Origin of the sequence: Paenibacillus sp. FSL R7-0340 (assembly GCF_038002205.1) — a bacterium.
GTDB lineage: Bacteria > Bacillota > Bacilli > Paenibacillales > Paenibacillaceae > Paenibacillus > Paenibacillus polymyxa_B.
Genome location: NZ_JBBOBY010000001.1, coordinates 2,264,941 through 2,290,234 on the forward strand (window position 1 = coordinate 2,264,941; position 25,294 = coordinate 2,290,234).

Annotated in this window: 32 protein-coding genes and 1 tRNA gene; 24 read left to right on the forward strand and 9 right to left on the reverse strand. The window is 44.2% G+C overall.

Annotated elements, in window-relative coordinates; translation table 11 throughout:
- The first annotated feature begins 20 nt into the window (after positions 1–20).
- The 5 genes from MKX59_RS10075 (at position 21) to MKX59_RS10095 (ending at position 6,518) form a co-directional block, all read left to right on the forward strand.
- On the forward strand, positions 21–1,541 hold the full coding sequence (locus tag MKX59_RS10075) for an extracellular solute-binding protein (RefSeq protein WP_028540499.1): 1,521 nt from the start codon (positions 21–23) through the stop codon (positions 1,539–1,541).
- Between the two features lie 131 nt (positions 1,542–1,672).
- On the forward strand, positions 1,673–3,034 hold the full coding sequence (locus MKX59_RS10080; protein WP_340858372.1) for a glycoside hydrolase family 28 protein: 1,362 nt from the start codon (positions 1,673–1,675) through the stop codon (positions 3,032–3,034).
- Positions 3,035–3,057: 23 nt separating this feature from the next.
- A complete protein-coding gene (locus MKX59_RS10085) occupies positions 3,058–3,942 on the forward strand; it encodes a dienelactone hydrolase family protein (protein ID WP_023989414.1) in 885 nt (294 codons plus the stop codon).
- Positions 3,943–3,967: 25 nt separating this feature from the next.
- Complete coding sequence (locus tag MKX59_RS10090; RefSeq protein ID WP_023989413.1) at positions 3,968–4,924, forward strand: pectinesterase family protein; 957 nt, start codon at positions 3,968–3,970, stop codon at positions 4,922–4,924.
- 16 nt (positions 4,925–4,940) lie between these two features.
- Entirely contained in the window at positions 4,941–6,518 is a 1,578-nt protein-coding gene (locus MKX59_RS10095) for a glycoside hydrolase family 43 protein (protein WP_310166673.1), read from the forward strand.
- 64 nt (positions 6,519–6,582) lie between these two features.
- Here the strand turns inward: MKX59_RS10095 and MKX59_RS10100 are convergent, their stop codons facing one another.
- Positions 6,583–7,470: a LysR family transcriptional regulator gene (locus MKX59_RS10100; RefSeq protein ID WP_023989411.1), complete on the reverse strand. Its 888-nt coding sequence runs from the start codon at positions 7,468–7,470 to the stop codon at positions 6,583–6,585.
- 118 nt (positions 7,471–7,588) lie between these two features.
- On the opposite strand from MKX59_RS10100, the gene MKX59_RS10105 reads away from it, so the two are divergent.
- Both MKX59_RS10105 and MKX59_RS10110 read left to right on the forward strand, forming a co-directional pair.
- Positions 7,589–8,614: a YeiH family protein gene (locus MKX59_RS10105; RefSeq protein WP_053325755.1), complete on the forward strand. Its 1,026-nt coding sequence runs from the start codon at positions 7,589–7,591 to the stop codon at positions 8,612–8,614.
- Between the two features lie 239 nt (positions 8,615–8,853).
- Complete coding sequence (locus MKX59_RS10110; RefSeq protein WP_340858374.1) at positions 8,854–10,398, forward strand: GH25 family lysozyme; 1,545 nt, start codon at positions 8,854–8,856, stop codon at positions 10,396–10,398.
- A gap of 71 nt (positions 10,399–10,469) precedes the next feature.
- On the opposite strand, the gene MKX59_RS10115 is transcribed toward MKX59_RS10110, so the two are convergent.
- Positions 10,470–10,736: a DUF2642 domain-containing protein gene (locus tag MKX59_RS10115; RefSeq protein ID WP_025719729.1), complete on the reverse strand. Its 267-nt coding sequence runs from the start codon at positions 10,734–10,736 to the stop codon at positions 10,470–10,472.
- A gap of 168 nt (positions 10,737–10,904) precedes the next feature.
- On the opposite strand from MKX59_RS10115, the gene MKX59_RS10120 reads away from it, so the two are divergent.
- Entirely contained in the window at positions 10,905–11,033 is a 129-nt protein-coding gene (locus MKX59_RS10120; RefSeq protein WP_013371969.1) for a hypothetical protein, read from the forward strand.
- 189 nt (positions 11,034–11,222) lie between these two features.
- Here MKX59_RS10120 and MKX59_RS10125 read toward each other — a convergent pair whose 3' ends face one another.
- Together MKX59_RS10125 and MKX59_RS10130 are read right to left on the reverse strand one after the other, a co-directional pair.
- Positions 11,223–11,453 carry a hypothetical protein gene (locus MKX59_RS10125; RefSeq protein ID WP_023989407.1) on the reverse strand — a complete coding sequence of 77 codons (231 nt, stop codon included), beginning with the start codon at positions 11,451–11,453 and terminating at the stop codon, positions 11,223–11,225.
- 112 nt (positions 11,454–11,565) lie between these two features.
- Positions 11,566–12,231, reverse strand: a complete 666-nt coding sequence (locus tag MKX59_RS10130; protein ID WP_340858375.1) for a cupin domain-containing protein — start codon at positions 12,229–12,231, stop codon at positions 11,566–11,568.
- 457 nt (positions 12,232–12,688) lie between these two features.
- Here MKX59_RS10130 and MKX59_RS10135 point away from each other — a divergent pair, with 457 nt between their 5' ends.
- The 6 genes from MKX59_RS10135 to MKX59_RS10160 all read left to right on the forward strand — a co-directional run bounded on the left by MKX59_RS10135 (position 12,689) and on the right by MKX59_RS10160 (position 17,284).
- Complete coding sequence (locus tag MKX59_RS10135) at positions 12,689–13,342, forward strand: cell wall hydrolase (RefSeq protein WP_023989405.1); 654 nt, start codon at positions 12,689–12,691, stop codon at positions 13,340–13,342.
- A 184-nt stretch (positions 13,343–13,526) separates the two neighbouring features.
- Complete coding sequence (locus tag MKX59_RS10140; RefSeq protein WP_013311042.1) at positions 13,527–13,877, forward strand: hypothetical protein; 351 nt, start codon at positions 13,527–13,529, stop codon at positions 13,875–13,877.
- 31 nt (positions 13,878–13,908) lie between these two features.
- Entirely contained in the window at positions 13,909–14,895 is a 987-nt protein-coding gene (locus MKX59_RS10145) for a ketoacyl-ACP synthase III (RefSeq protein WP_023989404.1), read from the forward strand.
- A gap of 201 nt (positions 14,896–15,096) precedes the next feature.
- Positions 15,097–15,645 (forward strand): GNAT family N-acetyltransferase, encoded by a 549-nt coding sequence (locus MKX59_RS10150; protein ID WP_316244482.1) that lies wholly within the window; start codon positions 15,097–15,099, stop codon positions 15,643–15,645.
- 133 nt (positions 15,646–15,778) lie between these two features.
- The gene (locus MKX59_RS10155) at positions 15,779–16,882 is read left to right on the forward strand and encodes a glycerol dehydrogenase (RefSeq protein WP_023989402.1); all 1,104 of its coding nucleotides are present in this window, start codon (positions 15,779–15,781) and stop codon (positions 16,880–16,882) included.
- 186 nt (positions 16,883–17,068) lie between these two features.
- On the forward strand, positions 17,069–17,284 hold the full coding sequence (locus MKX59_RS10160) for a hypothetical protein (protein ID WP_013311038.1): 216 nt from the start codon (positions 17,069–17,071) through the stop codon (positions 17,282–17,284).
- A gap of 71 nt (positions 17,285–17,355) precedes the next feature.
- On the opposite strand, the gene MKX59_RS10165 is transcribed toward MKX59_RS10160, so the two are convergent.
- Both MKX59_RS10165 and MKX59_RS10170 read right to left on the reverse strand, forming a co-directional pair.
- Positions 17,356–18,387 (reverse strand): glycosyl hydrolase, encoded by a 1,032-nt coding sequence (locus tag MKX59_RS10165; protein ID WP_023989401.1) that lies wholly within the window; start codon positions 18,385–18,387, stop codon positions 17,356–17,358.
- 31 nt (positions 18,388–18,418) lie between these two features.
- Positions 18,419–18,697: a hypothetical protein gene (locus tag MKX59_RS10170; protein WP_028540506.1), complete on the reverse strand. Its 279-nt coding sequence runs from the start codon at positions 18,695–18,697 to the stop codon at positions 18,419–18,421.
- Between the two features lie 353 nt (positions 18,698–19,050).
- On the opposite strand from MKX59_RS10170, the gene MKX59_RS10175 reads away from it, so the two are divergent.
- The 3 genes from MKX59_RS10175 (at position 19,051) to MKX59_RS10185 (ending at position 19,860) form a co-directional block, all read left to right on the forward strand.
- Positions 19,051–19,233 carry a hypothetical protein gene (locus MKX59_RS10175; RefSeq protein WP_023989399.1) on the forward strand — a complete coding sequence of 61 codons (183 nt, stop codon included), beginning with the start codon at positions 19,051–19,053 and terminating at the stop codon, positions 19,231–19,233.
- Positions 19,234–19,285: 52 nt separating this feature from the next.
- On the forward strand, positions 19,286–19,612 hold the full coding sequence (locus tag MKX59_RS10180; protein ID WP_023989398.1) for a YnfA family protein: 327 nt from the start codon (positions 19,286–19,288) through the stop codon (positions 19,610–19,612).
- A 95-nt stretch (positions 19,613–19,707) separates the two neighbouring features.
- Positions 19,708–19,860, forward strand: coding sequence for a hypothetical protein (locus MKX59_RS10185; protein WP_023989397.1), 153 nt, complete (start codon positions 19,708–19,710; stop codon positions 19,858–19,860).
- 75 nt (positions 19,861–19,935) lie between these two features.
- Here the strand turns inward: MKX59_RS10185 and MKX59_RS10190 are convergent, their stop codons facing one another.
- A complete protein-coding gene (locus tag MKX59_RS10190) occupies positions 19,936–20,124 on the reverse strand; it encodes a hypothetical protein (RefSeq protein WP_023989396.1) in 189 nt (62 codons plus the stop codon).
- Positions 20,125–20,254: 130 nt separating this feature from the next.
- Positions 20,255–20,413 carry a hypothetical protein gene (locus MKX59_RS10195; RefSeq protein ID WP_013311032.1) on the reverse strand — a complete coding sequence of 53 codons (159 nt, stop codon included), beginning with the start codon at positions 20,411–20,413 and terminating at the stop codon, positions 20,255–20,257.
- Positions 20,414–20,659: 246 nt separating this feature from the next.
- Between MKX59_RS10195 and MKX59_RS10200 the strand changes: the two genes are divergently transcribed.
- From MKX59_RS10200 to MKX59_RS10225, 7 genes are all read left to right on the forward strand, one after another.
- A tRNA-Leu gene (locus MKX59_RS10200) sits at positions 20,660–20,745 on the forward strand.
- A 142-nt stretch (positions 20,746–20,887) separates the two neighbouring features.
- On the forward strand, positions 20,888–21,838 hold the full coding sequence (locus tag MKX59_RS10205) for a tyrosine-type recombinase/integrase (protein WP_340858377.1): 951 nt from the start codon (positions 20,888–20,890) through the stop codon (positions 21,836–21,838).
- 101 nt (positions 21,839–21,939) lie between these two features.
- A complete protein-coding gene (locus tag MKX59_RS10210; RefSeq protein ID WP_340858378.1) occupies positions 21,940–22,893 on the forward strand; it encodes a tyrosine-type recombinase/integrase in 954 nt (317 codons plus the stop codon).
- 12 nt (positions 22,894–22,905) lie between these two features.
- Positions 22,906–23,166, forward strand: coding sequence for a type II toxin-antitoxin system HicB family antitoxin (locus MKX59_RS10215; RefSeq protein ID WP_149034896.1), 261 nt, complete (start codon positions 22,906–22,908; stop codon positions 23,164–23,166).
- Between the two features lie 177 nt (positions 23,167–23,343).
- On the forward strand, positions 23,344–23,418 hold the full coding sequence (locus MKX59_RS27585; RefSeq protein WP_413540864.1) for a putative holin-like toxin: 75 nt from the start codon (positions 23,344–23,346) through the stop codon (positions 23,416–23,418).
- A 296-nt stretch (positions 23,419–23,714) separates the two neighbouring features.
- Positions 23,715–23,981 (forward strand): hypothetical protein, encoded by a 267-nt coding sequence (locus tag MKX59_RS10220; protein WP_340858380.1) that lies wholly within the window; start codon positions 23,715–23,717, stop codon positions 23,979–23,981.
- Between the two features lie 4 nt (positions 23,982–23,985).
- Positions 23,986–24,189: a hypothetical protein gene (locus MKX59_RS10225; protein WP_340858381.1), complete on the forward strand. Its 204-nt coding sequence runs from the start codon at positions 23,986–23,988 to the stop codon at positions 24,187–24,189.
- 144 nt (positions 24,190–24,333) lie between these two features.
- Here the strand turns inward: MKX59_RS10225 and MKX59_RS10230 are convergent, their stop codons facing one another.
- Complete coding sequence (locus MKX59_RS10230) at positions 24,334–25,110, reverse strand: hypothetical protein (protein ID WP_340858382.1); 777 nt, start codon at positions 25,108–25,110, stop codon at positions 24,334–24,336.
- Between the last annotated feature and the right edge of the window lie 184 nt (positions 25,111–25,294).

A 25,294-nucleotide genomic window follows, 5' to 3' on the forward strand; every position in this document is an offset into this window, starting at 1 on the left:
ACAGAAAAGGAGCAAACACGATGAAAAAGGGAATCACGACGAAAAAGGGAGTATCGGGCCTTCTTGCTGTACTAATGGTCATGAGTGTTTTTTTAGCTGCTTGCGGTGACAAGGGAGCTGAGGATCAAAGCGGCCAAACCTATGATCCGAAGTCCAAACTGGAATTTACCTGGTTAAACGTATTGCATACAGCTTCTCCGCCTACAGAAACGATCAAAAGCAAAATTGAAGAATACACCAATTCTAAAATCACGTTCAATTGGGTGCCTGACGCTTCCAAAGAAGAGAGAATCACTACCGCGCTTGCATCCGGCGAATTGGCCGATATGGTGACTCTGACGATGATGACAAATTCTTCAGTACGAAGCTCTTTGAAATCAGGGCTATTCTGGGATGTAGGAAAGTATTTGGATGATTATGAAAATTTGAAGAAAATCCCGCCTGAAGTTCGGGAAGCCGCATCCATTGAAGGGGTACTGTATGGCGTTCCGTTCCAGAAGAATCTGGCTCGGGCGGGTCTGGTCATTCGCCAGGATTGGCTGGATCGCTTGGGACTGAAGGTGCCGACGACACTGGATGAGTTGTATGAAGTTGCGAGAGCGTTTACAGAAGATGATCCGGATGGAAATGGAAAAAATGATACGACTGGGTTCGTTGACAGATCGGATCTACGCTACAGCAGCTTCAAAACTTTAAGTTCCTACTTTGGCACACCTAATGGCTGGAAAGTAGATGAAAGCGGAAAATTTACGCCGGAATTTGATACTCCTCAATATTTGGAGACCTTAAAGTATTCCAATAAATTATACAAAAACGGATATCTCTCTAAAGACTTTGCTGTAACCGCTAAAACGGACCAGCAACAACAATTTGCACAAGGTAAAGCAGGTATTTATACAGGTATGATCGATATCTCTAACCTCAGAACCTTGTCCCAAGGCTTACAAAAGGGGCTGAAGCTGGTACCGGTTAACAAGATTTCGAATGGAGATGGCAAATACCACGTATGGTCTGAGGGAAGCGGAGTAGGAGGTTTGCTGGCATTTCCGAAATCCGAAGTAAAAACAGAAGCTGAGTTGAAGAGACTGCTGCAATTTGTAGATGATTTAATTGACAAAGATGTATATATGTATATGACCGGCGGTATAGAAGGCACTCATTATAAGATCGAAAAAGATGGAGCCTTCAAAATTACGAATACAGATTTGTGGCAAGCAGATGTTCAGCCGTTTTCAAGCTCCAGACCAAGTGAAGTGACCTACAACTTAAAAGATGCCAATCCAGAAAAGGAACTGGCTAATGAATTAGTCCGAGAAAATAATGAATTTGCTGTTCTGGACCCAACCGTGCCACTGGATTCAGTCACCGCTAATGAGCAAGGAACAGAGCTGGAGAAAATCATTACCGACGCCTCCTTCAAATTTATTATGGGTGAGCTTGACGAAGCAGGATTTAAAGCAGCCGTAGAAAACTGGAAAAACTCCGGTGGATCACGGATTACTGCTGAGTACGAGGAAGCGTATAAGAAAACGAAAAAATAATAGCTGAGCATGGCTGTTGCCCCCAGACTCCTTGAATAATTTCTTGGATGTTGAAATCCGGGGGCAGCTTATGCTTTTCCAATACAAAATGGATCTAACATTCACAAAATATAAAGACAGGAGAGAACGAAATGCAATTGTATAACATTGTAGATTATGGAGCAGTTCAGGATGGCACGACGCTGGCTACGGGAGCGATTGCGGCTGCGATTGAAGCGGCCAGCAATGCTGGAGGAGGAACCGTTTTTGTTCCGTCTGGGACGTATCTGACAGGTGCTATCTTTCTGAAAAGTAACATTGAGCTGCATGTAAGCCCTGGCGCAACTCTGTCCTTTAGTACGGAACTGGCTGATTACCCTGTAGTAGAATCCAGATGGGAAGGCGTTCAGCGGGAAGTGCATGCGTCATGCATTTATGGGCAGAACCTTGAGAATATTTCAGTTACAGGTAGCGGAACGCTGGATGGAAATGGTCAGCCGTGGTGGGAAAAGCACCGCAATCATCCAGAGGAGTTACAGTATCCGAGACCCAAATTAATCAGCTTTGACCGTTGTCAGCGGGTTACCATTAAAGATGTTATGTTAAAAAATTCCCCCAGTTGGACTGTAAACCCCATCGCTTGCTATAACGTTACAATTGATAATTTGTCCATTCTTAACCCGGCGGACTCCCCCAATACGGATGGCATTAATCCTGAATCCTGTTCCAATGTTCGTATTAGCAACTGCAATATAGATGTGGGCGATGACTGTATTGCGATCAAAGCAGGAACCGAAGATACACAAGAGCGAATTCCATGTGAAAATATTACGATTACCAACTGTACGATGGTGCATGGACATGGCGCAGTCGTACTGGGAAGCGAAATGAGTGGTGACATTCGTAATGTTACGATCAGCAATTGCGTGTTCAAGCAAACGGATCGGGGCATACGTCTGAAATCCAGACGAGGACGTGGCGGAAGCATCGAGGATATTCGCGTCAGCAACATTGTGATGGAAGATGTAATTTGTCCATTTATTCTGAATCTTTATTATTTCTGCGGCCCTCGGGGCAAAGACAAATATGTGTGGGACAAAAATCCCTATCCGATTACCGATGAAACCCCGTGCTTTAGACGAATCCATTTTTCCGATATTACGGCACGACAGGTTCATGCGGCTGCTGGATTCTTATACGGACTTGCAGAACGATATATTGCTGAAATCACATTTTCCAATATTGATATTTCTATGGCTAAAAATGCAATTCCCGGTCGTCCGGCCATGATGACAGGGATAGAAGATATGAACAACCGTGGTTTTTATCTAGGTAACGTGAAGGATATTCGTTTTCAACATGTGACGATTGAGAATCATGAAGGTCCTGCCTTTTATATTGAAAATGGGGAAGACGTTGAAATCAATCGTTGCCATTCGAAGAATACAGCTCAGCCCGAAAAGCTGATAGAACAAGTAACGATACAACCTTCTGAACAAAATATGATGAATTAGGAGGGCATGAAAGGAGGTACAACGTGGATAAGTTGCAAGCATTGTTGGGAGACCTTCCGGCAGATCGCCCTGTAACGGCAACTCTGCTGAATCAAGAAGAGCGTGAGGGATATCGACTGGAGTGTCTCCTGCTGGACTTGAACGGGATCGAGTCTGTACCCGCTTATGTAGCTACACCCTTACAAGGGAACGGTCCGTTCCCATTGGTCGTTTTTAACCATTCGCATGGAGGCAATTATACGAACGGGCGCAAGGAACTGATCCATAGCAGTTCTTACTTACAGCAGCCCTCGTTTGCTACAACTCTGACAGACATGGGGTACTGTGTATGCTGCATTGACATGTGGGGATTTAATGAACGTGGAGGCAAAACCGAGAGCGAGCTGGTAAAGGAAATGCTCTGGCAGGGCCAAGTGCTGTGGGGCATGATGCTGTATGATAACCGTCGTTTGGTGGATTATATGTGCCAGCGTGAGGACATTGATGCTTCTCGTATCGGAACAATCGGTATGTCGATGGGTGGACTCATGGCATGGTGGATGGCTGCGTTAGATGAACGGATACAGGTCACGGTTGATATTTGTGGACAGGTAGATGCCCATACGCTGATCGCCAAAAGGGGATTGGACCATCATGGCTTCTACTCCTATGTCCCCGGCTTGCTGAAGCATTTTACCACCTTGGATATTCAAAAGCGGATCGTACCTCGTCCACGGATGAGTATAACAGGTCAAAATGACCGGATGTGTCCTATTGAAGGAGTCGAGCATTTGGCAAAAGGGCTGCTGGAAGCTTACCAGGAGGCAGGTCACCCTGAGCATTGGCAGCCTGTGATTGCGGGCGGTGGACATATGGAGACGTTGGAAATGCGAACGGCGTGGCAGTCATTTTTAGCTGAACACCTGTAAATCAAATGAAGGGATCGGGGTAACCATGCTAGTTGGAAAAGAATCCTTTTGTGATTTCCATACGATTCAGGAGGCGATTGCTGTATTGGAGCAGTCGGCTTCCAACGAAATGGAAACGCTAACTATTTTATCAGGTACTTATGAGGAAGAGGTACGAATTTACCGTTCATATCTTCATATTATAGGCATTGGGCAGGTAGAGATTCGAATGGATCGGTATGCCAAGGAGCGGGATGAAGCGGGTGAGGAAATAGGGACCTTTGCGACACCTACTTTATTTTTAGGCGGTAGCCATCTGATCTTGGAAAATCTCACGATTTCCAACACGGCAGGACAGGGAGAAGCCATTGGGCAGGCCGTTGCGGTATACGCTCATTGTGATGAAACGGTCTTTAGAAACTGTACCTTTAAAGGACACCAGGATACTTTATTTACAGGCCCTCTACCTCCTGCACCGAAAGAACGACTCCAGTTTGGTGGAATCCATTTGAAGGAGCATCATAGGCACTATCGGCAGCTCTATCAGCATTGTTATATAGAGGGTACGGTGGACTTTATTTTTGGTGGGGCTACCGCGTATTTTGAAGATTGCGAAATTCGCAGTTTACGCCATCATAAGAACCAAACGAGCTACGTTACAGCTGCCTCTACGCCGCAAGGACAAGCGTATGGTTATGTATTCAACCATTGCTACCTAACTGCAGAGCCTGATATTACTCCGGTTTTTTTGGGGCGTCCGTGGCGGGAATATGCCAAGACCGTATTTGTCGATTGTAAAATGGGCGATCATATTGACCCACGTGGCTGGGACAATTGGGACAATGTTGCGAACGAGAAAACCGTCTGTTATCAAGAATATAACGGACACGATGAAGTTGCTACGTTACGTAAGCAGCGTGTTCCGTGGGCGGATTGTTTTGAAGCGGGAACAGAAGCATGGAGCAAGGAACAGGTTTTTGCTGAAGTTACATTTTGGAAGTAAGGAGAAGTGAGGTCTCATGATGATCCAAAATCCCATATTAAAAGGCTTTAATCCCGATCCGTGTATTACACGTGTCGAAGATACTTACTATATTGTGGTGTCATCGTTTGAGTGGCTGCCTGGAGTGCGGGTGTACCAGTCCAAAGATTTGGCAAATTGGGAGCATTGCACAGATATTTTGACCGATCAGGTTGACTTAAGAGGTAATCCTAAAAATTGTAGCATTTGGGCACCGCAGCTTAGCTATGCAGATGACCTTTTTTATCTGCTCTATACGGATGTGAAAAGCACCAAACGTCCGTTCAAGGATGTTCATAATTTTGTGATGACGGCGCCTACGATCCAAGGACCGTGGTCGGACCCCGTTTATCTTAACAGTAGCGGATTTGATCCGTCTTTATTTCATGATGAGGACGGACGTAAATGGCTGTTGAACGCATTGTGGGATTACCGCATGTTGGAAAGCAATAAATCTTCCGGTATAGTCATGCAGGAGTATGACAGCAAGCAACAACAGCTCATTGGCGAGCCTGTTAAAATCTTTGATTGTACTCCTTTAAAGAAAACAGAAGCGCCTCACATCTACAAGCAAAACGGATATTATTATCTTGTTACAGCGGAAGGCGGAACGGGTACGGGGCATGCCGTTACCGTAGCACGCTCGAAGCAGATGTCCGGGCCATACGAAGTAGACCCGCACAACCCAATGCTTACGTCACGTGATCAACTTGATTTCCCGTTACAATGCGCAGGACATGGCAGTCTTGTACAAACACCAGACGGCGAATGGTACATGGCTCATTTATGCACACGTCCAGTAGAGGGGAAATATGCCATTTTAGGACGGGAAACAGCCTTGCAGCAAGTGTACTGGAATGATGAAGGCTGGCTGCGATTAACTGCTGGGGGCCATACACCTCAATTGGAGGTACCCGCACCTCAAGGGATGTTCTCGGTTAAGCAAGAGCAGCAGAGTTATGTTTTTGAGGATTTTTTCGAGGGACCCACATTAGATAAAACGTGGAACACATTGCGTATCCTGGCGGACGATAGCTGGTGTTCATTAAGCCAGCGCCCAGGCTACCTTCGCATTCTGGCTGGAGAATCCATTCAAAGTCTGTTCCAGCATCACGTGCTTGCCATTCGGCAAACGGATCATCATTTCCGGGTAGAAACAGCATTGGAGTATAAGCCGACAAGCTATTTACAAATGGCGGGGCTACTACTGTACCTTAATGAAGAAGATTATTTGTATGCCTATATTAGCTATGAGGAGGGGCAAGGGAAGGTACTGCGCATGATGCGATGTGAAGCCAATACATTTACCTTAGTTCCTCAAGCAATTACGCTTCAGGACGATCTTCCTATACATTTAGCTGTGGAAGTCCATGCATCCCACGGGCAATTTTATTATGGAGTCGGAGACAAACCTGCTTGGAAGCGGCTTTTTGAAATGCAGGATATCAGCTTTTTATCCGGGGGTTTTACAGGAAATTTTGTAGGTATTGCTGCTCATGATATGCAACAATTCCAAGGAAGCTACGCTGATTTTTCTCATTTCTTCTATCATGGTAAGGATCATCTTTCCTCATAAAAAAACATGATAATGATTATGTTGAAAGCACCTTAATGGGTGCTTTTTTCGTTGTTTCTGCACTTTACCTTTTCACATTATAACTTCGCAAAATCTCCAAAAAAGCGGTGCTTGCTTTCGTTTCAAATGTCGAAGAAGGAGTTAGGAAGGAGAATTTTCGAATAACCGGAAGATTACGAATATCCAGTACTTTTAATGTTCCCAGAGCAAGTTCCTTCTGAATGACCCATTGGGACAGCAAAGAAATCCCCAAGCCTGCTTCTACAGACTCTTTGATGATCTGTGTACTGCCAAAATTCATCATATGAGAAGGGGAGAACTGAAACCGTGCAAACATTTTTTCAGCCGCTTCCCGGGTTCCAGAACCTTCTTCCCGCAGAATCCAGATGTCCTCTTGCAGCTCACTTACATCCACTTGAGATTTACCAGCCAAACGGTGATTTTGCGGAACGACGATATACATTCTATCATCAGCAAATGATTCGATGTGTAAATGGTCATGCTGAAATTCTCCTTCGATAATACCTACATCCAGTTGATTATGGATCATGAGTTTTTCAATTTCCTGGGTGTTGCCGATGGTAATGGAGGGCTGAATGAGTGGATACCGGACCCTCATTTGCGCGATCACATGCGGCAGCACATATTCGCCATACGTGTAGCTTGCGCCGATCGACAGGTTTCCTTTTGCTGTATGCATCAGCTCGTCCACCAAATACTGCATCCGTGTATGGAGACGGATAATCTCCTGAGCATGATGATACACAATTTCACCTGCTTTGGTTAAGCGTACATACTTATTGCTACGCTCCAGGAGGCGGGTTCCTACGCTACGTTCCAGCGTTTGAATATATTGACTTACCGCAGGTTGGGTCATGTGTAACACCTCGGCAGCTCGTGTGAAATTTTGTTTCTCCGCGACCATAACAAATACGATTAAAGATTGGTCCAAGGCCCATTCCTCCAAATTCATCATATCTATTTACTTATTATCATTATTATAATGATTTATTTTTCTTATGACAAAAAACATATTAAGCTGGATGCATGTAGAATTGGAGGGGTTCACCATGAACAGTCATACACAACACACCAAATTATTTTCGAACAGAGGTCGATTATTCCAGCGTATATTTGGCATTGTCCTCACGATGTTATTTGCTTTGGCAGGCTATGGCCTGAACGAATTGCCAGGCTTTCATTATGTAGGTCCATTGGCTTGTGCCATGTTTCTCGCTATTCTGTACCGACAGTTGTGGGGATACCCTGAAGCTGTGCGCTTGGGAGTTGAGTTTTCAGCAAAGAAAATACTACGTGGAGCTATTGTGTTATTTGGGCTGAAGTTGAACATGGATGTTGTCATTCATCATGGACTTGGTTTACTTTTGCGTGATGTGGGCACTGTTGTATTTTCCATCTTTTTTACGGTTTGGTTGGCAAAACGTTTCAAGGCAGATGCTTCGCTTTCGCTTCTTCTTGGTATTGGAACAGGAGTTTGCGGTGCAGCAGCGATTGCAGCGGTTTCTCCCTTGTTAAAATCCAAAGATGAGGATACAGCCATAGGGGTAGGACTCATTGCCTTGGTTGGAACGGTATTTGCCATTTTGTTTACTGTGCTTCGGCCCTGGCTTCCTTTGACGGATATGCAATATGGAATCTGGTCGGGTATCAGTTTACATGAAATTGCACATGTGGCCTTAGCTGCAGCGCCTGCCGGACAGGATGCACTTGCAATGGGCTTATTAGCCAAACTGGGGCGTGTTTTCTTACTCATACCGCTCAGCTTTGTTTTAATGGTTTGGATGAAACGAACTGGAAAAATTCGTACAGACGCTAAAGTGGAGTTCCCCTGGTTCCTCATCGGCTTTATGGCTACAAGTATTGTGGGCAGCTATGTTTTTGGAAAATATATTGTAGTTCCATCTAGTCTGACGAACGGAATTTCTCAAGTTACCACCTTTATGTTAACGATGGCTATGGTAGGCATGGGGCTGAATGTGAGCTTTAAGGCTTTGCGGGAGAAAGCAATGCTTCCCTTACTGGTACTGTCTGTTACTTCGATCATTCTTATAGGGTTAACATTTTTAACAGTGTGAACATGAAGTATTCGTTTGTGATAAGATTGCTAGTAAACTAGATTAATAAAACTGGAAAAAGCTCTGCTTGCTGTATAGCTGGCAGAGTTTTTTAGTACTTTTGTATGATAAGACTGAAATATATACTGAATTAATCGTAACTTTTTACATATGATTCGCGTCTATCAAAATGGAGGTCCTGAGAATCATAGAGTGCAAGAATTTCATAAGCGAAAATTTAGAGAATGGTAGGGTACATAATGAAGAAAATTTGTTTATTTGCTTTTTTGTTTCTGTTTCTACTAGCATTTCCAAGAGAAAGTCATGCTGCATCTTCGAGTTCACATCTTCAGTTGGATGGTAAAGATATAAGTGTTGGCAAAGGTGTTCAGATTCAAGAAGTAAAGGGGAATGTACTGGTTCCACTCCGTCTCATTGTAGAGGAATTGGGTTATAGCGTGAATTGGGAGTCCAAGACAGGGACCATAACTATACATAAGCAAAATCTTAACCTCAGTCTTCAGGTCAACAATCCCATAGCCTCTGTCAATGATCATCAAATGGGATTGGCTGTAGCGCCTTTGCTTAGAGAGGGGACGACTTATGTTCCGCTTCGCTTTGTGTCTGAACAGACAGGGATTGATGTGGCCTGGAACAACGAGCTTAAAACTGTGTTCCTGACGACTCCGCCTACTTCAAGCGACAATAGCGAGTCCACTCATGATCATTCTGCTACTTCAGCTGTAAGTAATCCTAAAGAGAGTGCGCGTACAGCTATAAACCAAATTAGCTTCGCTAATCACCAATTGACTATAGCTGTTAATGGAAAAGCAACCCCCAAAGTAACTACGTTGACTCATGCAGACCGTATTGTTGTAGACATACCTAGTTCAACGTTTTCTGAGGAATTTCTAGCATCGCAATCATTTGACAGTAGTGGACAAGGAAGTTTTCCAGTCACTGAAGATCCAGATGTTTCCCAAGTAAGATACTCCATGTTTAGTACAACCCCCGCATCGGTACGTATTGTGGTTGATCTTAATCACAGCACACCCTTTCATGTACTCAATGCGGATGATGGTAAGGTTGTTATAGCGTTGGATCAGGAAACGGAGGAGCCATCAACTACCGAGGACGTTATACCTACCATACCTGTTGTACCTGCGATTTCTTCTGATGGACACGCGCAAGGAATTGACGTCTCACACTATAATGGCAAGATTGATTGGCAGCAAGTGGCAGCGGCAGGTAAGACATTTGCTTTTATTAAAGCTACAGAGGGCACAAAATATCAAGATAATCAATTTTTGATAAATGTACAGGGTGCCAGAGATGCTAACATCTTGGTTGGCGCTTACCACTTTTTGAATGCTACTACCGCGGATGGAGCTCGTCAGGAAGCAGCTAATTTTGCCAGGGCTATAGATTCAGCAGGAGGCAGGCTAGATCTGCCCCCTGTGATGGACTATGAAAATAACCCCAAAGGTCTTACTCCTGCACAAATTAGTGAAGTGGCTCATGCCTTTTTGGATGAAATGGAGAGGCTTACCGGGCGTCAGCCAATCGTATACACGGGCAATGTTTTTGCTTCCAAGTTTGATCCTACATTTTCTATGTATAAACTGTGGGTAGCCCGATACAGCACTACGCAAAAGCCGACCGCGGTTCCAGCTTGGAATAACTGGTGGGCTTGGCAGTACAGTAGCACAGGCAGTGTTCCGGGTATTCAAGGCCAAGTCGATTTGGATGAATACAACGGAACGATAGATGAACTCCGGGCTTCACTGGCAGGAGAGCTCGATTAGCCAAATCATATCATGATCAATCCTCGCGAATCCGGAACGGGATCTGCGAGGATTTTTAATGTCTGATTTGTTTAGTTGGGCATGATCCATACGATTTCGCTGATTCGAACAAAGAATTTTTTTCCGTATACATCTAAAATGACATGGTCGGGCTTACAATCGACTACGCATCCATCAATTCTGCCACGTGTTGTCTCAAGTACAACGTACTTGCCGATCACCGATTTTAATGTTTCTACGACGTATGGATCTACAGGGTGCACCACGACGTGGTGAGAGGTAGGATGGTGAGGAAAAGGTTGATTAACGTTGTAATTGAGCATTTGATTTGAATTCAATTGCTTCACTCCTTCAAGATTAGTTGTGTTATCCTATGCTCCTGCCTAGGAAAGGTGTAGGCTAATGCCCATCAGCGAAAACATTCATAACATTGCCGAAAAGCCCGGTCCATAGGAAAGCTCAATACATAAGCTATGTTGTACCTTGAATTGAAGGAGGCAATGACCATGAGTGAATGTGAAAGAGGTTGTGGTGGCGGTTCAGTAGGGGGCTACCCAGGAGTATGGACATCGACAGGAGCTATCCTGGTACTGTTCATTTTGCTCGTTATCATTACTAAGTCTTTATGGGTTTAAATTGAAATGAGTAGCTTAACCCCCCATCGGTATATAACCGATGGGGGGTTAAGTGTTTTAGAGGATGGAACGTATGATAAAACACCTCAAATAACAGCGTACAGGCCCTACACAAACTGTGCCGGGCTGGGCAGCTGTCATTTGAGGTACATTGGCATCTATAGACAGGAACGGACAATGGAACAGAGATTAAATTAACGCAATCGCCAGCAGGGTGAACAAGCTCAAAGTTAAGATTTGATTCCCATACCCGTAGCCAGGATAAAAGGCAGACGTTTGTACACGTCCGTTCCGTTCTTTTTTTAAGTACACATTATTACGATCCACATCCATAATGGTTCCTTCGTACTGTTTTCCGTCAACGGTGAGAATACGCACTTTTTTATTCATGCAGTTCAAACAGTTGTAATAAGCGTCCATTCCATCACCCCCTCTTATACATTGGCATTTTATGAGAGGGACGGTCTTATGGTAACGGCGAACATACAGGGAAAAGGTATTCCTTCGAACTTAAGGCCTGACTAGAGTTAGCCTATTCTTGATAGGGATTAAAAGAGAAGCCAGGAAATCCATTGGTATGGGCGTAACCTCTTTGGGGGGCGACCTGAGGGTGGGGTGAAGTATCGGCAAGCCTTACATGTATCCCAGGTTTTCGGGGGGGCTGCTGCTTGCAGTCATTGGGAGGACCGATGATGACAGGCTTTTTAATTGGGGCGAGTGCTTCCTGAATCTTATTCTCATTCAGGCAGTAAGTATGAGCCAGAATGTTACTTGGCGTTAGCCGCAAAATGTCGGAGCCCAGTATGAATTCAGGGGTCGGAGCATTAAAAATGGTCAACAAATGAGTGTTGTCCATCGTGGCGACCAGATAATGCCACCATCCCTGAGGAACGTTAGCCACTTGGCCAGGTGTGATCGGAAAATGTCGTAACTCGAGGGTGAAGGGGTTAATCAGTGACACGGTTACTGCTCCAGAGATGCAGTATACCAGTTCTGTGGCATTTTGGTGATAGTGAGGCTCCACAACATTAGCTGTGCTAAGGCGAATATCCAGCAGCGATACATTCGCCAATGTATTCAGCTGCTGGATCGACAGCTCGTTGATCGAGTTTTGAGCATCCTTCTGAAACAAAACATTGTCTCTTAAATCATAGGTAAATTGTACAGTAGGGGAGGTGTAATCCATATATGAATCCACGCGTCGTTTCCTGCCTTTCTATTATTCGAAATTTGATGATCGTACGCTACCCTATGCATACGCCCATGTATGTGTGCGCGGATATGTGATTTGAATTAGTAGAAATCAGGCTCCGGTCCCGGGCAAGTTGAAGCGAAAAATAGCGAAAAAAGTCACGTATTCAAGTGTGGTCAGAACATGATCCATTGTTCTTAATACACGTCATCCCTTTAGGGATGGCGTTTTATTTGCTTGGGTAGTCTTAGGACCAGAGCCGGATGATACGTAAATGCGGCTTATGGTATACTGCAACGGACGTGTGAAAGCATGATTGTCCCATTCCGTATGTAGCCACGCGTCATTTCTGCAGCTAGGCATAAGTTATGTCATAAGAAACATCATCGGATAAACGTCCCTGAGTTGTACAGGCCGGAATGGTTGCACCGGACAGAACATGAAAGAGGAGGTTGTCTGGAATATGAAAAAGTTATCTATTTTAATCCTGTCCTGCGCATGTATGTTAGGTACTGTATTGTCAGTCGCACCAGGACAAGCACAAGCACAAACGTCAGCTTTGAAGAAAGGGGTTCAAAGCGAACGGGTGCTGGAGCTTCAACAGCAGCTTCATTCGCTCGGTTATTTCAAGGCTGGGTTTACTGGGTACTATGGTTCTCTGACCAGTAAAGCGGTGGCTCGTTTTCAACGGGATAACGGTCTGACACCTGATGGAGTAGCCGGAGCGGCTACACAAGCCAAGCTGGAATCCTTCGGAGAGGTGCGCGTAACCGCGCTGGATCAACTGGCTCGTATCATTTATTCTGAGGCTCGCGGGGAATCGTTTGAAGGTCAAGTGGCTGTCGGCGCTGTCGTATTAAACCGTGTTCAGTCCGGTGAGTTTCCAAGCTCGATCCCGGACGTTATTTTGCAGCCTGGTCAATTCACCGCTGTACAGGATGGTCAATACCGCCTGAAACCCAACAAGACTGCGTACCGTGCAGCCAGACAGGCACTTAATGGTGCTGATCCGACCAATGGGTCCTTGTTTTATTACAACCCGGCCATTGCTACAGCCAAATGGAGTAAAAGTCGCCCGGCTGTCATCTCACTCGGTCGCCATACGTTTACGAATTAATTTCATATGAGAATACGCAAATTTCTAGCCGTCAGTTGCTTCTTCTAGGAGCAGTGACGGTTTTTTATATTCACAAATTTGTAATATTTTAGTGGTGAATTATCTGATTTAATATTAAAAATTCTACCTATTATTCCGATACTCTTAATAGACAAAAAAATGAAATTAAAGGAGTCCTTCTAAAATGAGTCAACATCCTTACACTATCGAAGTAGATCAAGCCATGAAAACGGTACATATGGCGGTGAATGGAGTTTTTAGCCAGGAGGAGTATGATAGCTTTGTAAAAGATTATGTAGCCAAAACCTCATCCATTCAGGCGTCCAGCTTTACACTCAAGGTAGATTGTACCCAGATGGCACTTTTGGGTCCGGGAGAAGTGGAAAAATTGAAGGGCTCATTTGTACGTTATAAAGAAACTGGATTTACCAAAGTAATCTTTGGCATCAGCCTTCAACAAACCATTATTAAAATGCAGCTTGGTCGAGTAGCACGCGAAGCAGGATTAAACAACGTAGATATTGTTGTACAATAATGCGCTGATGTATGTGTAAGGGGGAAGCCTGATGAGCCATATCAAAATAAAAGCACTGGGTGTGTATCATCCGTCCCATTCGTTGGATAACGAATACTATGTTCGCCATTTTGACGAGCAGGGCAAAGATATTCGACGCTTCATGGAGCATATGGGTAGAAAACAGCGTTATATCATTGATGATCCGAACGAAAACGGTCTAACAATGGGAATTGCGGCTGCGCAAAAAGCTCTGGAACAGGCTGGTATGACAGGCCGTGACGTGGATATGATCGTGTTCTCCACTCAAGTTCCTGAGTCACTGTTTCCGATGAATGCATTGTTTGTTCACCAGGCGATTGGGGCCAGACATGATGTGGCCGTGATGGATTCCAACGCGAATTGTGCAGGGATGACAGTCGCTGTCGATCAAGTCAGTCGGTCGATGTTATCTAATCCTGACGTGCGGACAGCGCTTATTATCGGTTCGGATTATAATTCACTCATTTCCGGTCCGGAGGATGAGATTACTTATGCGAACTATGGAGATGCTGCATGTGCGGCTATTTTGGAGCGTACAGAAGAAGACACCGGATTTATAGATTCTATGTATTTTACGGACCCAGTCAATATAGATAAAATTTTGTACCCGGCTCAGGGGTTAGCGGCGACACTCCAAAGGAACGCCCCCGGAAAATATATTCAGTGGCTCCCGTTCGACGCCAATATGGCCTTGCCTCCTACATTTGATCTGCTTGAACGCATTTTAAAAAAGAATGGGCTGACGCCTCGGGATGTACGGGCTTATTGTCTGTCTCAGTTCTCGTTAGCAAATGTATTGAAGATTCAGGATCACTTGGAGCTAGAGGATGCCCAAATGATTTATGTGGGGGATCGATATGGTTACACAGGTACCAGTAGCCCGTTCATTGCTCTATATGAAGGTATTGAATCGGGTCGTATCCGGCGCGGTGATTATGTACTGTTCTGGACGATTGGAGCTGGATATCAACTGGTTGCTATGTTATTTAAATACTAGGAATATGAAGACCTTGCAGCTGCAAGGTCTTTTTGTGTATCACACAATGACAATTGTAATGATTTGGTTGTGTTATGTTTGATTTTTTTGTAAAATTTAAACATTGAGTACATAAGGGAGAGCTTATATTGCGGACATCGGATAGCATGACAATTATGACAGAAAACATGGCACACAATTCATAATAGGAGCTGAAGGGGCATTAAGATCGAAAATTTATTTTATGGAGAACGAATAAAATTGGCCGCAGTCAGGGAAGAAGATGCCGAAGTGATGTTCAAATGGGGTGAGGATGCGAAGTATCTGCGAAATGTAGATACGGATTTGGCGCTCCCTTACACGTTGAAACAGATGGAGTCAGAAGGATCTCCCAGCTCTAACGAGGTCTATTTTCGATTAAGAACATTGGCAGATGATGTCTTGATCGGATTTGTTGCTATCCACGGAATTGAGTGGAATAATCGCAGCGGGCAGCTGGCAGTAGGTATAGGTAATACGGACTACCGTGGCAAGGGCTTTGGGGCAGAAGCTGTAGGTCTCATTCTTCGTTATGCGTTTTATGAGCTCAATTTAAATCGGGTCGGCTTGGATGTGATTGAGTACAATACACAAGCGATCCGAACTTATGAGAAGGCGGGGTTCCAGCTTGAGGGTAGAGTTCGTTCCGCTGTTCTTCGTGATGGTAATAGTTATGATCGTATCATGATGGGTATCCTGTATTCTGAATGGCGCTCGACTGTTCAAGTATAATAGATACACAATTTGTTCATAAAATATTCCATAATAAGCCTTTTAATAACGTGAAAAGAGGTTTATAGTTAAGGGGTCACATGCCCAAATGGTTATTAATTTGAGTATGAGTCAAAGCTGAGGAGGAATTTACATGGCAAACGTTGTAAGGTCCGTCACTTCACCCAAGAAATTTATTTCTGGACAAAATCTGCTCTCGTCGTTAAATGACTATATTAAGGATTATGGCGATAAAGCCTTTGTTATTTGCGATGAGTTCATACTTGAAAGGGCCCAAAAGGAGGCGGGTGCTTCAATTGAAGCAGCTGGTAACCAGGTGGTCTTCGAGAAATTCCAATATGAATGTACAAAAGAAGAGATTGATCGTAACCGTGAATTGGTGCGTAAACATGGTTCAAACATTATCATAGGGATTGGCGGGGGAAAAACGTTGGATACCGCCAAGGCAACCGCTTATTATGAAAAGCTGCCTGTTGTTATTTTCCCAACGATTGCTTCTACAGATGCTCCTTGTACCGCGCTTGCGGTTATATACAAAAAAGATGGCTCTTTTGATGAATATCTGTTCCTGCCTACTAATCCAGACGTTGTACTGGCGGATACAGGCATTCTGGCAGCAGCGCCTGCACGTTTCTTTGCAGCTGGAATCGGTGATGCACTGGCCACTTATTTTGAAGCTCGTGCTTGCTATCAGGCTAACGGGGATAACCTGGTTCTGAACAAGCCTTCCACTACAGGATTGGGACTTGCTCGTCTTTGTTATGATACGTTGCTGGAAAATGCTGTGAAGGCCAAACGTGCTGTGGATCGGAAAGTATATACTCGTGCGGTGGAGGATACGATTGAAGCTACCATTTATTTGAGCGGTGTTGGTGCAGAATCAGGTGGGTTGGCAGCAGCACACGCCATTCATAACGGCATGACGGCTGTTCCTTCGCTTCATAAAGCACAGCATGGTGAGAAAGTTACATTCGGTTTGTTAACCCAGCTAGTGCTGGAAAATGCACCGAAAGAAGAACTGGAAACCGTGATTAAACTGGTTAAGGATGTAGGCCTTCCATTGACGCTTCGTGACTTGGGTGTAGAGGAATTTGTTGAGGCTGAATGGCGCCAAGTGGCTGAAGCTGCTTGTGCATCGAATGATACAATGGTCAACATGCCGTTCCCAGTTAGTCCTGCTGACGTGTACAATGCAATCATTGCAGCGAATGCAATAGCAGAATCCTATCAAGAATAGTTTCTTCCTAAATCACGAAAATGGGTTTACAAAAACGGGTCTGTCACATCACTGGCAGACCCGTTTCGTTTACGTGCACTAACATGTGAAACGAAAGAGGGGACCAGGGACTTATATCCTATCTTGTTCTGACCGATATACATGTAACAGGGAAATTAGGTTGGTTACACAGCAGGAGGAGATTTGATGTTGGTGCATGGTAAAACACGTAGGGGCAACTTGTACATCCATATGTCCAGCGGTTTTCACAAAATTGGAGATTATCGGGAAGAATATTCTGTAGCACCGGGTGATCGGCTGATGTCTAGACTGTCCAAGCGGATCTACACCATTGTATCCGTACATCTTGGTGAAGAGGCGTATGCCGATATTGATCTAGAAGAGGTTATTAGAAATAGTTAGAGTGCTTTATTTGGATTTGGTATAAAAAAGCTTCCACTTTGCTCCTAGAGCGAAGTGGAAGCTTTTTTCTTTCAGCGTAGGGACTCATGAAGAAGGTCTCGTGTGATGATATTATTTTGGTTCATAAAATGTCTGATTGCTGCTTGTGAATTCGTTGCAGACAGCTCCTTTCCCCATGTCATGGCATAGGCCCAGGCTGGCTGATTTTGCAGCACCTTCGCACTTGGCAGAATATCACTTTCTCCGATTCCCATAGGCTTGCCCTGCGCAAGCTTTAGCAATTCGGTGTAGTAGGAGGGTTTGTAATCATTGTTATAGATATCAGCTGCAAGAATATCTACTCGGTTAATACCTGGGAAGGACAAATTATAGGGAGTGCTATATGCGTTTGGAGCATTGGGACTCCACACCCACAACAGGTTATCCAGATGATGGACATGAGTGAACCGATCATACATTAGATTCCACAACTTAGCATAATTTTGCTTGTTTCCCCACCAAAACCAGTTGCCGTTCATTTCATGATAGGGCCTCCATAAAACAGGTACATCCGCGTCTCGTAAGGTCTTAAGGGACAAAGCCACCTCATCCAGATCAGCGATCAGTTGTTTATATTGCGGGGTACCCGGCGTGATGTAACGATTAAATTCAGCTTGAGTAATTTTTGCTTGTACGTTTTTCCACGTTTTAGGTTTGCCAGGAAGCGCCTGATGGAAGGTAACAGCTACGATTCCGCCGTCCTGACTCCATTGGATAGCACTATTCACAACATGCTGACGTTGCTCTCGTAGGGCTGTACGGGACTGGTTAGCCAATCCTCCAAACTCATAGCCGTGAAGTCCTGCGTATTGTCCGCTGATTTGTTGTAGCTTGTTATTTTGTTCATCCGGTGCCTCTAAGTAATCATGCTGCCCGGAAATTAGCATATCATCCGGTACATTAGATAGGTAGGCAAGTAATTGCTTGGCTTTGGCAGAGGCCTGAACATTAATTGGCGGGGCGGCATCGGCAACAATGAATGATTGCTGAGAGCCGCTGAAGAGTAAAACAAGCATTAGCAGTAGCACCCTCTGTAACCAAAAGCGTGTTGAGTGAGATTTCATGGCGCTCCTCCTTTGATGCATGGTAATGGGATTAGTATTTTTCTTTTTGCTTTCTAAGCTGTATATAGGCGCTAATAATAATCACCAGCAGACTAATCGTGGCCCATCCATTGAATTCCTGTAAGTGTATCCAGTTGTCCCACACAAGGAAACCTAAAATTACAACGAGCAAACCCATTGCAAGATACATTTTGGTTTGTGCTGGACGTTGGGTTCGTTTTGAAATCCAATGTATGATGCCGAGAACGATGGCTGCCTGAAATAAAAATATGCCCATCATCATTAAACTTGCTATAAAGATTGGGGACATCGGTATCCTCCTCCTGGGTTTACAAACAGAATATGCAGGTTGTAACCGGGATGTGGATTCTTAGATGTCAATTTAATTATAAGTTGAGTAAACAAATGAGCGCTGGTTACGATCTTGAACAAGTTGACTAAATTATACCATAACTACCGTCCTGCAATGAAAGACGTCTAAATACCCACTCTACCTTGATTCGACATCATACTTTATATTCAGCGAAATATTGACATATGGATGTACACTTCACATATATGAAGATGCAATCAGAAATATATGTGAAGTATATGCATAAGAGCAACGCGAAATCGACGGAAAAGTTTGGTATGATTAAAGTGGATTGAAAAGGAGGTGCTCTTATGAATGAAGAAAACAGACCATTCTCTAGGTCAGCAGATGCTGAAGGAGCCAAAGCGAACTTTGATGCCAATCAGCGGAAGCTTCTCTCCGAGGGAGTGCCTAGCTTATGGCGTCAGGTCAGCAACCTGCTGATTCTGGTTGGCGTGATTGCATTGATTATCCTTTTAGGTCGAGTGCTCTAATGAGATATCCAAAAAAATCGAAAAGAATTTGAAGAATTAGGGATGTGAAATGGTGTTAAAGGCAGCTTTACTTTTTATATTGGCTGGCATCGCTGAAATTGGAGGAGGATATTTGATTTGGCAGTGGCTGCGTGAAGGAAAGACATGGTATGTCGGACTTTGCGGCGGAGTAATCTTGGCTGTGTATGGAATCATTGCTACCTTTCAGGTTTTTTCCTCCTTTGGGCGTGTATATGCAGCATACGGAGGTGTCTTTATTGTTCTTTCCATTGCATGGGGCTGGTGGATTGATAAAAAGACACCCGACTTGTACGATTTCATTGGTGGATTGATTTGTTTGGTCGGTATAGCTGTAATCCTATTTCCGCGATCAGGATGATAGGACGAAAAACCCTATTTTATTTTTGAAAACATGACTATAGGTCTACAAAAATAAGCTTCATATTCCGAAATAGAACTTAAGGAGGGGGTTCTATGAACTGGAATCAAATGAAGCTTAGATTGAAATTTGGTAGTGCTGTACCGAAGAGTGAAGGTAATTTCTCTTTTGGTATCATGTGTGGACTCTTAATCAGCATCGTGCTGTGGATATCAATCATTGGCTGGATCATGCTGATCTTTAAGTGATTTTACGAAATCACTGTACATATCAAAACAAATGATTAAGGACTGCTCACAAACCTGTGTCTTATTACCCATGCTTTATTTTGTGAAATCGTTACGTAACTTGTCTATCCCGCGACCTATGGCTTCATCAATCATATCAGTAGCAGCAGGTGTATCTGCATCGGTGTCAGGAATGCGATTAAATCCTGGCTCGCGCTTGTCCAGGGATTGTTTATGTTCGATTTGATCGTCAGTACGATTCTTTTCAGAGTTATTATCTCTCATAGCACATCACAGCTCCTTTTATTAGGCATATTCAGCTTCTATACTTTACATAAACGCTTGTGCTCCAGACTAAACGTTGATAAAAATAAAACCGGGAGGGAGTAAATCCCGCCCGGTACTTCCCAAACAACTAGCGATGCTCAATCAGATCAATCGCTCCCAGAACAACATGAGCCAGTCCGAAACCGAGAATGCCTGTAGCTGCAAGTTTGTACTTACTGCTCAGCAACACAGCGCCTGAAGCCGATACTACCGTTCCAAGAACAGCTGGAATCATACCTTCACGCATTCGTAACACCCCTTCTGGTAGTTTGGAAAGACGTTTATTAGTGTAATTCAAATGTGCACAAGTTATACAAAAAGAGAATTTTATTATTTTTTAAAAAAACACTTTACAATTCGATAAAATTATCGTATTATATGTTGGTGCCCAATTGAACGACATTTACATAATGAGAACACTTCTTAATCAGATGCGTGTTTCTCAGATACTTGTAAGACAAGTAAGTGTGAAGATTAGCGTTCCTAAATTTATGCCGGGGTGGCGGAATTGGCAGACGCACAGGACTTAAAATCCTGCGGTAGGTGACTACCGTACCGGTTCGATCCCGGTCCTCGGCATCACAACGTTTTACCACGATTACATCAGCGTTAAATGGACGAAAATAACGCGAGGTCCTGTGTAGCTGTAACGGAGTAATCCGCAGGTACACAGGACCGACGAAGCGCCTCACCGTTAATATGCGGAGGAGGCGTTTTTGTTTTGGCAAGATTACGAAGTATAAAACCTACGGCGGGCAACCGAACGGACTGGCGTCAGCTTCTCACGGAGTTCCTAGCGTATAAGAAGCTAGAGGACGGAGTCGGTCAGTATACGTTGCACGACTACGATCGGACCGTTAAGCTTCTATTCAAACGGTTTCCCAATGCATGGGACACGGAGCAAGCGCTAAGGGACGCGGTAATGGAGCATCTAGCGGAGGACATCGCGCCGCCAACGTTTAACAATCGACTCGTTTACTTACGCACATTCTTTAACTACTGTATGAGAGAGGGCGAGCTATCCACGAATCCGCTCGCAAGTGTAAAGAAACGCAAGACAGAAAACCGAGCCGTTGCGGTCGAGGTAGAAGTACTTAATGCGTTGTTGGCAGCGCCTAACCAGAACACATTTGTCGGTCTACGCGACTATACGCTCATTCTTTTAACGCTAGATACAGGCATCCGCCCATCGGAGGGTACGAAGCTAATACCGCAGGATTTTAACGCATCTTTGCGGGAAATTTACGTGCCGGCGAAGGTGGCGAAAGGCCGTGTTGCGCGGACGCTTCCTATATCGGAGACTACAACGAAGGCGTTGCGGAAATTGATATCAGTGCGTGCGCCTGAGTGGAGCGATGACATTCCGATATTCTGTTCGTACGAAGGGCGTCCGCTTAACCGTCATACATGGGGCGACCGCATGGAGATATACTGTAAGAAAATTGGCACACATATCCGCCCTTACGACTTGCGGCATGTCTTTGCGTTGGAGTTTCTGCGTAATGGGGCGAACGCCTTTGCTACGCAGCGGGCTCTCGGACACGCTACGATGGAAATGACGCAAAGATATGTAGCACTTGTAAACGACGATTTGAAAGCAGAGCACGCGAAGGCGAGTCCGGTTGATCGGCTTTTTAAGAGTACGAAGGCAAAACGGAATATGAAAATATAAAACATATGTGCGTAACGCTCATCTCTTCGGAGGTGCGCGTTTTTGTATCCGCTGAGTTAATGGTTTAAACTTTCTCTTAATAATAGGAGAGGAGTTTGAATATGGACTACAAAGAGAAGAGAAAGAAAATCATTGAACAAAAGCAGAACAAGGAACTATTGGAGATGGATGAAGCTATAACTGGATTCCTTCAATCAAGAAAACTGAAAAATTTGACTGAGAATACGTATGATTTTTACTTTCAGACCTTGAGTAAGTTCAAAGAGTTCCTAGCCGAAAATGACGTATCGCGTCCTATAGACGTAATTACAGAGGACGTATACGAATTTATACAACGTAGATTAGACATAGGTAATAAAGCGTCTACAGTCAACAAATATATAAGAGGTTTGCGCGCGTTCTTTAATCACTTACATAGCTCAGGCTACTTAAATGAAAACCCAATGGAACCGATTGATAAGCTCGTTGAAGAAAAGCGCATTAATCGCACGTTAAGTCGCGAACAGGTTGTTGCGTTATTGGACGCGCCTGATAGAGGTACGATAGCTGGTTTCCGCGCCTACGTTTTCCTGCTCGTTCTCTTGGATACGGGAATACGCTTGGAGGAGGCGCTGACCTTTCGTGTCCATGACGTTTACTGGCAGGAGCAAGTGATTCAAATTTACGGGAAGGGCCGCACGGAACGCGTTGTGCCATTCAGCGAAACTTTGGCGCTAAGATTACGTGAATACAAGGAGATGCGTGGGGAGCAGGAACACGATATTTTCTTCGTGAATGCGGAGGGCCAGCCGCTTAAACGGCGCTATGTACAGGAGCAGATAAGCGATTACGGAAAACTGGCGAATATCAAGGGAATTCGCGTATCATGCCATTCGCTTCGGTATACGTTTGCGCGCAATTACTTAATGAACGGCGGTGATATTGTTTCGCTTATGTCGATCATGGGCCACAAGACGTTGGAGATGGTGAAACTCTACGCAGAGATGTATCAGCCGGATATTTCCGTGCAGCATACGAAATACTCACCGGTAAATTCGATACTAAACGATCAGTAGGAGGCGTCACTTATGAAAAACCGTTACGTATACCCGGCCATATTCGATTACGCGGACGATGGCATTTCGGTCAGCTTCCCGGACTTGCCTGGCGCCTACACTTGCGGCGACACGGATGAAGAAGCGCTGTATATGGCGAAGGATTGCCTCGCGCTGCACCTCTACGGAATGGAAGCGGATGGTGACGACATTCCGGAACCCTCACGCTTGGTAAGCGTCGTAACAGAGGCGAACCAGTCCGTCGTGTTGATTGACGTATGGATGCCGAAATAATGGAGATAACAACGGACTCATTTAAGTTGCGTAGGTGGGTCCGTTTTTCTTTTAGTGACAACGTACTACTTCTTCGGATGTAGCGTGTATCTAATTACGATTGTATAAAAGAGGGGAGGTGTGTATAATTAAGCCAGCAAGGCATAGCAAAAAGCGGCTACCCAGGAGGTGACCGCTATGACCGTGTATGAATCTTTGTCACTCATGATAATGTTCGCTACACTTGTCATTGTTATAAAACGCAAAAAATAGCCGCTATCTTTGCCGGGATCATCGGCTATTTTTTGTGAAATACAATTAAATTAAATTAGGGCCGAGCTATGTCTTGCAACGCCAGCGGCCTTTTCTTTTTGTAATGCGTTACATTTTTTATTTTATTATACACTAAGCATTGACTATAAACAATTGTTTTATTATTTTGTCTAGATTAAGATGAAAAAATTTATATAACAGGGAGTTTATTGTTATTTTTTCGTGTAACTGTAGTGACATGGACCTAGTCCGATGGTATTATTTAGGTAAACGTGAGATGACGGAGGGGATAAGGTTTGATTAACGGTGTCGTAAAGAGCGACAAACCGAAGGAAAGGCAAGAGCAAAGAAAGGGAAGCGCGCTCGCGTTTCTCGGATGGACGTTTGTGGTACTCTCACTGTTGTGGTTCCCCATAGTTACGTCTCCGATCGCGGTCATTCTCGGATTCCTTACGAAAAAAGTTGAAGGCCGCGATATACAAGGGCCGGTAATTATGATCGCGGCGATTGCTTGTGGCGTGCTCGGGGTGCTGGGCGGTCTTTATGCTATTACCAAGGGGTGATTAAGTGCTACAAGAAACTAATATGAAAGAAACCGAGTCAAAGAAAATAGTCGAAGAGGAAGACGATGACCCGAGCTTTTGGGACATGTTTCCGGTAGATAAACAAGTTGCGAGATTAATTTCCGGTTTGATAATCGGAGGCATCATCCTGTGGTTTCTGTACGGACTATTACGTTATGGGATCGTATTTAATGTAACGATAAACTAACTAGTTTTATCGTGTTTTTCATTGCGTATAATCGTTGTTCAAGCATCACGAATACATACATAAGAGTCACAAATAGAAAACCTAATTTTACGCGAAAATAGCGCAAATCCCAAACGGAGGGGCTTGCGCTATTTTCGCGTAAAATTATTCGGATTGTTGTGCCCATTTTTTATAGGACTCATTCTGAAGCTGATTAAAGTATGATGATAACTGGTTTAATTTTTCTTGTAAGGGCGAGATATCATAATTAATGAGGTGGGCATTTATATATGCAACTAACCCCGTCATTACAAATGAAATTGAGTTCTCTAGAGCGAAACAACTAAGACGAATAGAATGCTCACCTATCTCAGGACCAAATTCAGCGATAACATTACTTTCTTCAATAAGGAATCCGTGGTTCTTTTGTATTAATGGATTACTGTGCTTAGCCATGCAGAGTTGGTGATACTTGTGGTATTCTTGTCTTGCAATTTGCTCATAATCATCGACCTGCTTTTTAAGGGCCTCTTCGGTAAATTTTTTAATGCCGGTCGGCAAATTTCTGGGGTCAGTATGCTCGATCCACTGATTTGCTAATTCTTCATCACCAGCTATGTAAGCGAGCATGTAAGATGACTCATATAAAGAGGATGCAATAGTGGCAGTTTGAGTTGAGTAACCTTTGGCTGCTAAGATACGCATTGTTCGTAGATCGTTTACATTTTTTATAAGCAGAGAAGTGGTAGCTTTTAATGAACTGCTGACATCACGTAAATTCAATGTCGGCAGTATATTAATAGCTACGGATATTACTTCACAGGCCATTATATTACCAGTTATATAAGATTTCAGGTGAGGTTCAAGTATTAGTTCGACCTGCTTTTCCCCTTCTTCTATAGTTGTTATTTTCGGTTCTTCATGTTCCTTGTTTTCTCCCATTTTTAACCCTCCTTTTCTAAATTCCGCACGAACACAGCCACCACACATAAGTTGCTGTTCCGCTCTCCTTCCGCAGTTTACTACTACACGACTCACCCTTTAGTGTCGACCCTACTAGACGTTTATCTTCGTCCGTGGAATGGCTGTCGCAAAAGGCGGGTATTCATTGTTAGCGGACGTATGT